The 12,014-nt window shown below is 56.3% G+C and carries 8 protein-coding genes, 2 pseudogenes and 1 other annotated feature; of the genes and pseudogenes, 3 read left to right on the top strand and 7 right to left on the bottom strand.

What is annotated here, in order from left to right:
• Positions 1–126 precede the first annotated feature (126 nt).
• From GPA27_RS26305 to GPA27_RS26325, 5 genes and pseudogenes are all read right to left on the bottom strand, one after another.
• A pseudogene (locus GPA27_RS26305) lies at positions 127–1,061 on the bottom strand (IS3 family transposase); the annotation flags it as partial.
• Positions 667–783, bottom strand: a sequence feature (AL1L pseudoknot). Its footprint overlaps the pseudogene before it by 117 nt.
• A gap of 69 nt (positions 1,062–1,130) precedes the next feature.
• Complete coding sequence (locus GPA27_RS26310) at positions 1,131–2,045, bottom strand: serine protease (protein WP_169143391.1); 915 nt, start codon at positions 2,043–2,045, stop codon at positions 1,131–1,133.
• Between the two features lie 46 nt (positions 2,046–2,091).
• Positions 2,092–3,885, bottom strand: coding sequence for a caspase family protein (locus GPA27_RS26315; RefSeq protein WP_169143392.1), 1,794 nt, complete (start codon positions 3,883–3,885; stop codon positions 2,092–2,094).
• 95 nt (positions 3,886–3,980) lie between these two features.
• Positions 3,981–4,502: a hypothetical protein gene (locus GPA27_RS26320; RefSeq protein ID WP_169143393.1), complete on the bottom strand. Its 522-nt coding sequence runs from the start codon at positions 4,500–4,502 to the stop codon at positions 3,981–3,983.
• Positions 4,503–5,250: 748 nt separating this feature from the next.
• The gene (locus GPA27_RS26325) at positions 5,251–5,466 is read right to left on the bottom strand and encodes a hypothetical protein (RefSeq protein ID WP_169143394.1); all 216 of its coding nucleotides are present in this window, start codon (positions 5,464–5,466) and stop codon (positions 5,251–5,253) included.
• A 772-nt stretch (positions 5,467–6,238) separates the two neighbouring features.
• Here GPA27_RS26325 and GPA27_RS26330 point away from each other — a divergent pair.
• Positions 6,239–7,668: pseudogene (locus tag GPA27_RS26330) on the top strand (IS1182 family transposase).
• Between the two features lie 338 nt (positions 7,669–8,006).
• On the opposite strand, the gene GPA27_RS26335 reads toward GPA27_RS26330, so the two are convergent.
• Both GPA27_RS26335 and GPA27_RS26340 read right to left on the bottom strand, forming a co-directional pair.
• Positions 8,007–9,974, bottom strand: a complete 1,968-nt coding sequence (locus GPA27_RS26335; protein WP_169143395.1) for a hypothetical protein — start codon at positions 9,972–9,974, stop codon at positions 8,007–8,009.
• A 230-nt stretch (positions 9,975–10,204) separates the two neighbouring features.
• Complete coding sequence (locus tag GPA27_RS26340; protein ID WP_169143396.1) at positions 10,205–10,342, bottom strand: hypothetical protein; 138 nt, start codon at positions 10,340–10,342, stop codon at positions 10,205–10,207.
• A gap of 223 nt (positions 10,343–10,565) precedes the next feature.
• Between GPA27_RS26340 and GPA27_RS26345 the strand changes: the two genes are divergently transcribed.
• A complete protein-coding gene (locus GPA27_RS26345) occupies positions 10,566–11,006 on the top strand; it encodes a tyrosine-type recombinase/integrase (protein ID WP_256223128.1) in 441 nt (146 codons plus the stop codon).
• Positions 11,003–11,902, top strand: a complete 900-nt coding sequence (locus tag GPA27_RS26350) for a tyrosine-type recombinase/integrase (protein WP_169143398.1) — start codon at positions 11,003–11,005, stop codon at positions 11,900–11,902. Before GPA27_RS26345 ends, GPA27_RS26350 begins: the two co-directional genes overlap by 4 nt.
• Positions 11,903–12,014 lie beyond the last annotated feature (112 nt).

Consider the following 12,014-nt stretch of genomic DNA (forward strand, 5'->3'; position numbering starts at 1 on the left):
CCGATTGGCACCGCAAGTTATCCACCGCCGCGCGCTCTGCCTGCGTATGAGGCGCCGCAGGCGCGCGCCCGTGGATAACTTGCTGCCCAGTACCCTTCATGGCGTCCATCAAACGGGGACAGGGTCAACGTACTGCGAGCCTCGGTCTGAGTGGTGGATCAAGGCTTCTTCAGGACTTGGCTGGCGGGCGTACAGCGCCTGTTCCAGCGCATCGAGCACGAAGTCCGTGTGCATGGAACTACTCACACGCCAGCCCACGATGCGCCGGGCAAAGACGTCGATGACGAAAGCCACATACAGCCAGCCTTGCCAGGTCGAGACATAGGTGAAGTCCGAGACCCACAACTGGTTGGGGCGGTCGGCTTTGAACTGCCGATTGACCCGATCCAGCGGACACGCCGCCTTGCTGTCACTGATCGTGGTGCGCACGACCTTGCCGCGCACGACGCCCCGCAAACCCTGACGGCGCATGAGCCGCTCGACCGTGCAGCGGGCCACCGCGACACCTTCCCGGTTCAGTTGCCGCCAGACTTTGTCTGCTCCATAGACCTGCAGGTTGGCTTGCCAGACGCGTTCGATCTCGGGCATCAACACCTCGTCGCACTGCACTCTCCGGCTGCGTTGTTCAGGGTTGCGCTGCAGAGCCACATGGCGCCGGTAGCCGGACGGGGCGATCTGCAATTGCCTGCAGATCGGCTCGACCCCGAAGGCATCACGATGCCCGTCGACGAAAGACCTCAGGACTTGAATCGGCGGTCGAGCTCCGCCTGGGCGAAAAACGCGCTGGCAAGCTTCAGAATTTCATTGGCTTTACGCAGCTCACGGACCTCGCGCTCCAGTTCCTTGACGCGCTTCTGATCCGCGGTGCTCGGCCCTTCGCGCTGGCCGGTATCTCGCTCATGCTGACGCACCCAGGTCAGCAGCGTCTGCGACGTGCAGCCGATCTTGGCGGCGATGGATTCCACGGCCGCCCATTGCGACGGATGATCACCGCGACACTCGGCCACCATGCGTACGGCCCGCTCACGGACTTCAGGGGAGAACTTCACTGACTTCTTCATGGCTCTATCTTCTCAAGAGTTAGAGCCTCCACCAAACCCGGGGCGATTCACTTCTATCTGGCGAAGCGACTATTCACAGGTTTCGGGGGCGGTTACGCAAGAGCTAACCCAGTTGGCGTACCTGGCAGCACGTGTATATACGCCTACCCGGTTGGCGCGCGCGCATCCCTCTCCCCAACTTACAATACCAGCAAGCTTCGGGTCCAGCCGCGAGTCAACGATCAGTGGGCCACCGCTGTCCCCTTGACACGAGTCCTTGCCCCCAACCTCATTGCCGGCGCAGAGCATATTGTTGGATATTGCGCCGTCGTAAGCGAGAGGTCTATTACACGTATCGCGTTCAACAAAGGGCAGCTCAACAAACTGGAGATCCCTGACAGGCTGGCCTCCTTCCGTAGTTGCCCCCCAGCCGGTAACAACAAGTGCAGCGCCCTTCTTAAGCAAGACCGCTTCTTCCGTTTCGGTCACCAGTGGTATCGGCCTGATACTGACACCTAGGGCAAGCGGATCCCTAAGTTGAAGTAGGGCGATGTCGTTGTCCCATCTCAAAGGCTTGTTGAAATCGGACCTCGAGATGATGCGCTCAACGTTGTGGCGGGTGCCGCTCTTGCCAAGCACGTGAGTGCCCGCGATCACGACAATGTCTCGGGGATCATTGCCCTCTACACAATGCGCCGCCGTCACGATCCATGTCGCGGAATATACAGTTCCACCACAGAAGTGCGCTTTATAAGGGTCGGCGATCCAGGAGACCGTCAGTGAAACCTGCCACGGAAAGGCGCCCGCGAGGGCTGGCTTTCCGCCAAGAATCTTTGGTTCCAAGCCCTTAAGAAATCGATTGACGGTATCGCGATAATCCGCAGAGCCGACAACGCTTCTCTCAGCGGTAAGCGTCGCCATGCGCTGTGTTTGCGCGTCTGCCGCATGGACCACAGACGCTGATAGCACCGTCCAGATTGCCGCAAACAGGAAAGACGTGCGCATAGTTGATCTCCTTGTTCGTAAAGCTACGAGAGTGACTGCGTCGATGTTAGAAGCCGAAGAAACGCACCCGTACGCCGTCGTCAGAAAAATCTGCGGCGTTGGCAACTGCGGTGATGCGGCGACCGTCGATGCCGAATTGTTTCAGCAAATACTCGACGTGAAATCGCCTCATGGTTCGCGCATCTGCTTCCTTGCTGCTGCTAGCCGCAGCGGTTGCGATTGAAATCCACGTAACAGTGCGGCCCTCCGCTTTTAATGTGGAAATGGCCTCACCGATGGGCCTTGATTCCACCAGATCGGGGATGCCGGAGGCCTGAGGACGTACTACGATCTCTCGCAGCGAGCGCCCTAGCTCAATCGGAGCAGCATTGCCCACCTTCGCTCTAACCGGTAGATATAGTTCGTTTGCGATGCCCGGTATGTATGCGCTCACCCATATCCCTTCTTTCCCAAGGTCCTTGACGTCGGTCACGGTGATCTGAGTTCCGAATGGCACCCGAGCTGCCACGGGTGCCGCCGACGACGGAGCGGTTCGGGCGGCTCTTTCTCGAGTTGTGACTACATCAGCATGCGCGAGGACGACCTGCATGTCGCGACTTATCTTAGATGGGGTGGCTGCAACGCGAGTGACACCGGACGGAACCAACCCAAGCTCGCGATCACTCAAACTTTTAACGGATTCGCTCGCCTCGACGTCAAGGGACCGTCTGAACGCAAAAGCTGCGGTTGGCGGAACAATAGCGACACGCGTCGGGGTCAGAGTAGTTCCAGAACTGAGGGCCACCGGCCGCCACGCCCGCTCCACGGCCACTGGCGAAACTAGGGTATACCGCGGTGCAAGACCGCTCAGAGAGTTATCCTCCAGCCATTTCCGCGCCGCCGCGGCGTGACGGCTGACCGAGTGCCGCATGCTGAATAACCGGATTGCTTTCTCGAGGTTACTCTCGAGTGCGATGTTCCAAGCTAGTTTCTGTTGGTCAAGGATCGCCGCAGACGGCTTCAGATACAGACTACTATAAGACCAGACCTCCATCCCCGGCTGTTGCAGAGCATTAGTCTCAATGCTCACGTCAGCGCCGACCTCTTTCATGAGTTGCTCGAATTCGTACCCCTCCCTTGTGATGTACTCTACCAGCCTACTTGTGAAGATACTTAGTTGATCCTGAGCCGTGGAGGCGAGCGCTAGATAACCCGGGCGCGAAGCAAACGCGACCATCGTATTCACATTGTGCTGCGGTCTTCGTGGCTGAACAACGCCCTTGAAAGCATGCTCCGCGTTGTGCTCGTCACTGACAACAAAGCCGGCAATCGTTCGGCAGGCATCAATCACCATAAGCACGAGGCCCGGCTGGCGTGCGACAAAATAGTCTTCAACGTTTTCGAGCGCAATCGCCCGCGTCGGAAGGTCGCCCTCCTTGATCCTTAACGGAAGGTCGATGGGAGCAAGATAATTCGTGGGCCCGTAAGAGAATCCGTGTCCGGAGAAATAGAAGACTACTAGATCGCCTGGCTCGATGGGCCTTCTAAATGCGGGCAATACCTCGTCCTCAAAATGCCGCACCGACGGTAGATCCGTTACATGGGTTACCGAAAACCTGAGATCGCGTAGACGCTCTGCTACCTTAAAGCCGTCTAGCGATGCGCTGGGAAGTTTGCCGAAAGGATCGTAGTTTGAGTTGCCGATCACTAATGCATGGCGTCCAGGTTCCTTCTCGAAGGCGTACTGAGCAAGTGCAGGATGGGCATGGATGATGATCAAGGTGAGAAACAGGATCGTTAGGCGTACCGCCACATGTGCGCTTTTCATTTCTTTTTTGCCACTAGGATGAGCGTTGGACATGGGCTCCGCCGGGAATCCTGGTTGCAAAGATCTTCCCACCCGCCAGCCAGCCAGCCAGCGTACTGATCATGCCGTGGGTAGGTGCCTGTGCCCATTTACTCGATTTTCACCCGTTCTACCCTCAAGACCTCGGTGCCCTTCTTAAGGCAGTATTTTTCTTTGAGTTTTTCTGCGGCAACCTCGGACACTGCGGCCCTCGCGTCAGGAACTGGCTTTGGCGCCGCCACATAAGGGAGCACGGAACCGATTAAACCGGTCACCTGTTCCACTCCAGCACTTGCGTCCGAATTGAGTGACACCATCTTTAGTGCCCCTGCGTCCGTGAACTCCAGTTTGAACTCGCCTTTCCCCAACGGCGCCGGTTTGAATGTGACATACGACCGTTCCCCAATTGCGAGGAACTGATACCTGGCATTCACCTCCTCAATACAGTATCTCGCATAGTCAGCGCCATCTGGACTAACCGCAAAGGAGGTTCTTTCTGTCACCTTCACCAATACAGGAGTAGCAATAGGAACTCCGACTGACTGGGTACCAGACGCATCGAACGTCTCCAATGAGGAAGCGCAGCCTCCCAGCAGCAATGGAGCACTCGATATAAGGACTGTGATTTTCATTTTAGGTACGTGCCCCATTTGTCAATAGTCGATGTCACCACGAGACCGGTTCAACACATCAAATCAACAATAAGCGACCCGAGGACCGCATCTTCGCCGTCTAGGCCCGGCATTCCCAGCATCGAGAACCTTTACACGGCAATTCGCAGTTCGCCAAATTTCCCAGTCAGCGTCTGCAACGCAACGTTGCTACTGCTATACGCCTTAGTACCGGAAGCTTCTAGCTTCGCTCCCAAAAGCAAGAAAGCAGTTCGAGATTGGTGACGATACTCAGTCAAGCGCAGGGCCGGGCTTCTCCCTCCCCTTGAAGGGGAGGAGCCCTTTGACTACCGACTGAGGCTCATCACTAATCAGAAAACAGTTTCTCGTCCGCCGACTTACCAGACGGCGTCGATCCACCTTGCCTATGCCATAAGGCCTTCTTGGTGCCCCATATTTGTATAGCACATGTCATTTGGACCGCAAGACAAGCTGCGGGATCGGCCCTCTCCTACCACCCGTGAGGCTACGCACCAAATAACGTCAGAGCGGCCCTTCATTCAGGATGCTCGCCAATCTCCAGTACGGGCGAGACTGGCGAGTGGCTGGCACGGGTCGCTATGCAAAGATTTCCATAGCGGTCCACTGAATCCAGTCAGAAGCTGATGTTCGTCCTTCTTAGGGCCTGCTAATTGTCAGGCACGTGGATTGCTGTTAGCGTGCGGATCCACAGTGCGTCATTCGCTTGATTGTGAATACAGCTTAGGGTTCAACCTCTTTGTTTACGCAGAAGAATTTCATCAAGCCCAGTTGGGTTTCCGTATCCAAAATCTCCGATTCCAACCACATCCCAACCATTAACAGAAAGCTGATTCAACGCATTAATCAACGCAGGATCATGCGCATTCGGATTGCTAGCAAGAAACCACTGATGCTGACCGTTAGGTCCCGTCTCTTTTCTGTAAAGTAAATCGTAGATGTACATGTTAGCCTCTTCAGACACAGTATTATGAGTTAATGCTCTCGATTTTTAAGCCTATGCAGGCGCAAAATTTCAAATAACATACTTGGCTCATCTTGATTGCAATTCAATCAAAGCCAGATGGATAGCCCACATAGACAAGCACCAGAGACTGCATAAGTACGCGGATATGAAAATCTGTTCTCCTAATTGATGCTGATGTCTATTGTCTTTGAGCGCAATGCCGCGCTCAAAATATCAACTGGGCACGAAAATGTCCCTATCTTGATAGATGGCGGCTTTGGAATATGCAAGTACGGAACGTGGCTGAGCTTCGGGAGGCTGTCCCTCGACCCACGCTCAGCCCGCAGACTCAAAGGATGGCAAAGGCCGAACAACAAAAGCGCGCCGTAGTTGTTGGAGTTCAGCGGTTACCTGGGTGACCGTTGGGACGGGATGAGCGTTGGCATGTATTGGCCGAGCCCTGACCTCACCAAGCCGATGTCCAGCGTCCGGAGTCCTCACAAAGCTGTCTATCGTCCGCGAATACTGGTGCTTACGGGCGAATGGCCGCTGACGGAAGCGTCAACGTCGGCCAAGGGAAAGAAACGTCACCGGCAGCTCATGACCGGGTCGAGCCAAGACGGGTTCAAGTTGGCGGCCGTAAACCGGTCGCCCAGAACGATCCAGCGAGCGAAATCTTGGCCGGATCGCCAACGGCCGGTGATGGCCGAGGCTGTGTAAAAACGATCGCCATGGCATGATATCGGCATCGTCATCAGGGTGATCAGGTGCCATGAAGCGATTCGTCGAAGGACAGAGCCGCACACAGGGGGCGTTACTGCCTGAGAGGCTGGATGACTTCGTTTCCGAGACCAATCCGGTTCGGGTCATCGATGTCTTTGTCGATGAACTCGATCTGCGCAAGCTGGGCTTCGCCGGCGTCGATCCGGCAGCCACCGGGCGACCCGCCTATCACCCGGCGGCGTTGCTCAAGCTCTATATCTACGGCTACCTGAACCGGATCCAATCGAGTCGGCGCCTGGAGCGCGAGGCGCAACGCAACCTCGAGTTGATGTGGCTCGTCGGGCGTCTGACGCCCGACTTCAAGACCATCGCCAACTTCCGTAAGGACAATCCGAAGGGCATCCGAGGCGTCTGTCGCCAGGTCGTCGTGCTGTGCCGGGAACTGGGGTTGTTCGCCGAAGCCGTGGTCGCGATCGACGGCAGCAAGTTCAAGGCGGTCAATAACCGTGATCGCAACTTCACCAGCGCCAAGCTGCAACGGCGCATGGAAGAGATCGAGCCGAGCATCGAACGCTACCTGGTCGAGCTGGACAGCGCCGACCGGCAAGGGCCCGCCGTGGCGCAGGTGAAGAAGGAGCGGTTGCAGGACAAGATCACGACCCTGAAGGCGCGGATGAAGGAACTCGAAGCGATCGGCGCCCAGCTCGAGAACACGCCTGACAAGCAGATTTCCCTCACGGATCCCGGCGCCCGCTCCATGAAGACGCGGGGCACGGGCATCGTGGGCTACAACGTGCAGACGGCCGTCGAGACCAAGAACCACCTGATTGTGGCGCATGAAGTAACCACGACGGGCTCGACCGGGATCAACTGAGCAAGATGGGCACGCAAGCGCGCAAGGCGATGCGGGTGGAGTACCTCACTGCAATCGCCGATCGGGGTTATTTCAAGAGCGAAGAAATCCTTGCCTGCCACATGGCGGGCATCGTGCCACTCGTCCCGAAGAGCAGCACCTCCGGTGCAAAGTTTGAAGGTCGTTTCGACAAAGCTGATTTTGTTTATGACCGCGAGTATGACGAATACGCCTGTCCGGCTGGCGAGCGCCTGATCTGGCGTTACACGAGCGTTCAGGCCGGGCTGACGACGCACCGCTACTGGAGCTCCCACTGTCCGCGTTGCCCGATCAAATCCAAATGCACGCCGGGTGACTATCGACGCGTCAGCCGTTGGGTGCATGAGGAAGAGCTCGAGGTCATGCAGGCGCGGCTTGATGAGGCGCCTGACAGCATGCGTATCCGACGTCGGACCGTCGAACACCCCTTCGGCACCCTAAAGGCGTGGATGGGGGCGACGCATTTCCTGACCAAAGGCCTCGAACGCGTCAAAACCGAGATGAGTCTGCACGTTCTGGCGTACAACCTGAAGCGAGCGATGAAGCTGATGGGGAATGAGGCGCTGATGGTGGCAATGAGGGCCTGAAAGGGCCCTTTTGAAGCTCAACTGAGCTGATTTGCCGCCTTCAGATTCGTTCGATTCCGCCGCAGGGCGCCGGAACGACCGATTCTTGGCGCATCGGCGACCGTTTTTACACGGCCTCGGCCATCACCGGCCGTTGGAGATCCGGCCAGGATTTCGCGAGCACGTTCACCTTGGACGACAGGTTTACGGCGACGAACTTGAGCCCCGCTTTGGCTCGACCCGGCCAAGAGGAGACGGTCGAGCTTCCGCTCAAGAGCCGCCATTCGCGCATACGCGACGGGTCGAGTCGGTCTTGGAGACGCCGGCCCCCGGCGATGCTGCGCGATGTTCCCTACAAATTAAGGCGTGTGTGGTTGCGAACGCGTCGGGGGGCGCTCATGCTGAAGCCAGAGTTCGGCTATACCGACCCCCGTTGCTTCGGCACCTGTCTCGGAACGAAAGAGTATCTCAGTATGCCAATTTAAAAAGAAGCCAAATATAAAGTCGAGCTTGATAATGACGTCTTTCGGGGATTCCGGAAACATGTAATACCATGTGTTATGCACCCTCCAAGAAGGTGGTCCTAGCAACCTTGCCGCATCAGCTTCTGTATGGACAGATTCTTCTATTTGGCGTGTGAAACTTGCAATCGCATCATCGAGCAATTTTTCGTCTAACCCTCTAATCAACCACCCAGCGACACGCGACTTCACGAAGCTAACGGTAAAGTAGCAAAATCGGCTAGCCTGAGAATCAATCGGCTTGCATGGATATAGCCAGCGCTCTACTTCCCTTTCGTCATTCTCTGAAACACGCAGCATGTCAATGCGCGTTCCGATTGGTTGTCCAATACGATCCTTTACGGCTTGGGCATCCATGTCCGGTTTCAACTCCTGCAGGAGCGCCTTGACCTTCTGGTTTGTAGCGCGCGTAAGCAACTCATTTTGATCGCCAGTCACTTTGGCGCCCTCACTTATCCTAAATAACTTAAGAAACTGATCGAGAAACAGACTCGGCTCATGTGTTACTCCAGACGGAGGAACAACTACAAAAATATCTCTCTTGATACCGACAGCCATCCTTGGAAGTTTCAACCGGACTGAAATCCGACTAGACGGAATAACCATCCATTCTTGCGCCGGCCATATTTCAGAAAGTAACGCTCGCATATGCTTTATCGACAGGCTTTCCAAATGCACGCCAGTCAGGGGTGCTGCGAAACAAGGTAAGCCACTCACCAAACCGTAGACGATGAGATCACTTCTGGGCGCAATCGTCGCGGGGAATTTCTCACTTTCGAATTCAAGGTATGCCCCCTTGTTCAATCCATCGCAGTACAGGTAGCCGGTTCCTGATGGCAGACCATATTCAATGTCACCGATGTCGTCTATGATCAACGGTTCAGAAGAGTTGTTTCTAATCGCTATAGGAATCCTCAAGCGAACGTTTTTCCCGGCATCCTGTGAGCTCGAGCTATAAGTCTCAGCTGCAATGTATTCGGGTGTCACAACTGCAATGCTGCATTCCGGCCGTTTGCGAATCGGATACGGCAATATCGACGGCGACCGTTCTAGACAGGGGAACATAAGATTCGAAATGTCCCGATCTAGAGGTGGCAACAGAAAGTATATGAGGGCGCCGACGCCAAAAGTTACCGGTACGATAGCTGCAGCATAGGGAGCAATCTTATGCACACTCGAACTCCGCAACCTTACCCAGGCGAACCATCGGCGTAAGGTTGCAAAAATTGCCGTTCCTAGGAGGTCGCCAACGGCAAAACCTAAGGCAATTCCCGTATATCCGAGAGCACCTATTGCATGGAACTGCCACTGATAGGTGATTCCCAAAATGATTGTACCTATCGGGATAACCGCAACGCATCCTATGAAGCTCGAGAGGAGGTCTGATATTCTAAATACACGCGCCGCCAGCAGCGCAAACGCCATGACGATGCTCGCTGTAAGAAGCAGGCCGAACAGAACGGACAATGAGTCGGATAATCTCAACCAAGATTGGAAGATTAACCCATTTAGCACAATCGCAATTGGCAGAGGAGATTCCGAGAAGGTCAAAGTAACAATCAGCAACACAAGAGCCGTTAGTGCTTCGAATAGCACCCACGGCGTTGACTTCTCTTTTCTCCAAACCGCAAACAGAAAGATCAGCCATAGACACAATGAAGGTGTAACTAGACCTAGAAAGATCTGACCTACGACACCGTCAGTGGACCAAGCCTGCTCCGACCTCACAAGGAGAGCGTCCAACGATGACCAGACGAGTGCGCCGGATATCAAAGTTGGAATGCGGCGGGAGAACAGATCTTTCATAACGATCTTTACTTGATCATTTGATCATGCTGAAGCGTCGCAATGACTATGAGTTGCAGCCAAGTAGTCCATGTGGTGGGTAGAGCGGCAAGTGCTCGGTTCCCTGCACATGCACAAGTCTGGGTGGAGTAGCCCATCGTCTCTGGCGGAAGAGACCTTGTTACGATAGGTTTACATTTGGTGCAATTCAAGGCGACTTTTCTGCGGATGCGAGGCGGTGAATTTGTGCGTCACGCAATCGTCGATCTTCGCATGGTGGTGGCTGATTTTTGCACTAGGAAAGTCACCGTGCCACCAAGTGTGCCCAGCCGGTGGAAATTCAGCCCACCTTGCCCCTGATTGATCTCGTCGATCAGTGCGACCGACACCTTGACTCCCTCGCGAGCCTTCTTGCAGAGCACTTCGAAGATGTCACGGTCCGTGAACTAGGCGATCGCCGCCACGATTTCGGACCGGGCTTGCTCTACGTGACCGATGATCACCTTGTGGATATTCGACAAATGGGCTTTCAATTCCATATCGATACGCTAGCCGGCGGGCTTAGCCCAGTGAGACTGAAATCCGATCATTATCCCATTCGAAAATGGAGAAATCGCTCGTCTCATGATCAGGGACGTCGACTGGCATGCAGGTACGGTGACGCTGCGGGGCACCAAGTCGCTGCGCCAAGACATCCTGCCGTTGCCAATGGAGACCGGACAGGCGCTGGCCGACTATCTGCAACATGAGCGCCCGCACTCCAGCAATCCGGCGATATTCCTCCGCAGCCAGGGAGGACGTGATCAACCGATTACGTCGATGGCGATCCAGAAGCTGATCAAACGAGCCGGCCACCGAATTGGTCTCATGCATTTCAGCGCGCATGCGCTGCGTCACACCCTGGCATGCCGTCTGGTGGAGAACGGCAGCTCGCTCAAGGAAGTCGCTGACGTACTGCGGCACCGCTCGCTGGAAACCACTCGGATTTACGCCAAGCTCGACACGCCGAAGCTGTCCGCCGTGCCGCTGCCGTGGCCGGGGAGTGGATCATGAGCCGGCGCACCGGTTTGCAGGCAAGGATCGACGCCTTTCTTGCCGAGCGCCGTCGTCTTGGATTCAAGTTGCATTCGTGGAACACGCTCCTGGCTGGCTTTGCGCGCTTCGTAGCCAGTCGACATCACCGCGGAGCGCTGACCGTCGAATTGATGGCTGACTGGGCACGGCATGACAAGGGGAACCGCGAAACTCCGGGGACGTGGGCGCGTCGCCTGGAGAAGGTACGGCTATTTGCCCGATACCTGAGGCAGTTCGAGCCGGACACCGAGGTGCCGGACGAGTCGATCTTCGGGCCTGTCCCCGGTCGTGTGGCGCCGCATATCTACCGCGAAGACGAGATCGTCGAACTGTTGGCGGCGGCTCGCAAGCTCGGACCTCGCGGCAGTTTGCGCCCGATGACGTTCGAGACGCTGTTCGGCCTGATGGCGTCGACCGGGCTGCGAGTGTCGGAGGCCCTTCATCTGCGCGATACCGATGTCGATCTCAAGCACGGGATGCTGACCATACGGGAAACCAAGTTCGCCAAGTCCCGACAGTTGCCGCTGCACCCGACCACGGTCAAGGCGCTGGCACACTACCGACGGCAACGCGCACTGCATGTACTGACGACAGCCGAGACTCCGTTCCTCATCAGCAGCCGTGGCCGGCGACTCGGGCAACCACTCGGCGACCGGCAGGCACACGGTGTCTTCAATGCGTTGCGTGACAGCCTTGGCTGGGTCAATCGCGGTGCGCACGATGCGCCGCGCCTCCACGACTTGCGGCACACCTTTGTCGTTCGGCGCCTGATGCTCTGGCATGCCGAAGGCGCCGACGTCGATCAGATGATGTTGGCACTGTCGACCTATCTGGGGCACGCCGAGATCTTCTACACGTACGTAAGCGGTAACTGACGAGCGTCCTTGACTACTTCGAGATTTCGAAGAGATCGGATCGCAGGGGGTTGGCCGCGAAGTGCTGCTTCCACAGACGGGGGGTGAGTTGCGCGACGTCGGCAGCGGGGTG

This window comes from Aromatoleum toluolicum (assembly GCF_012911005.2).
GTDB classification, from domain to species: Bacteria; Pseudomonadota; Gammaproteobacteria; order Burkholderiales; family Rhodocyclaceae; genus Aromatoleum; species Aromatoleum toluolicum.

Bases quoted from the DNA above. Each gene is read 5' to 3' on its own strand.
- GPA27_RS26325 (WP_169143394.1), bottom strand. From the start codon at position 5,466: ATGTACATCTACGATTTACTTTACAGAAAAGAGACGGGACCTAACGGT.
- GPA27_RS26315 (WP_169143392.1), bottom strand. From the start codon at position 3,885: ATGTCCAACGCTCATCCTAGTGGCAAAAAAGAAATGAAAAGCGCACAT.
- GPA27_RS26320 (WP_169143393.1), bottom strand. From the start codon at position 4,502: ATGAAAATCACAGTCCTTATATCGAGTGCTCCATTGCTGCTGGGAGGC.
- GPA27_RS26350 (WP_169143398.1), top strand. From the start codon at position 11,003: ATGAGCCGGCGCACCGGTTTGCAGGCAAGGATCGACGCCTTTCTTGCC.
- GPA27_RS26335 (WP_169143395.1), bottom strand. From the start codon at position 9,974: ATGAAAGATCTGTTCTCCCGCCGCATTCCAACTTTGATATCCGGCGCA.
- GPA27_RS26310 (WP_169143391.1), bottom strand. From the start codon at position 2,045: ATGCGCACGTCTTTCCTGTTTGCGGCAATCTGGACGGTGCTATCAGCG.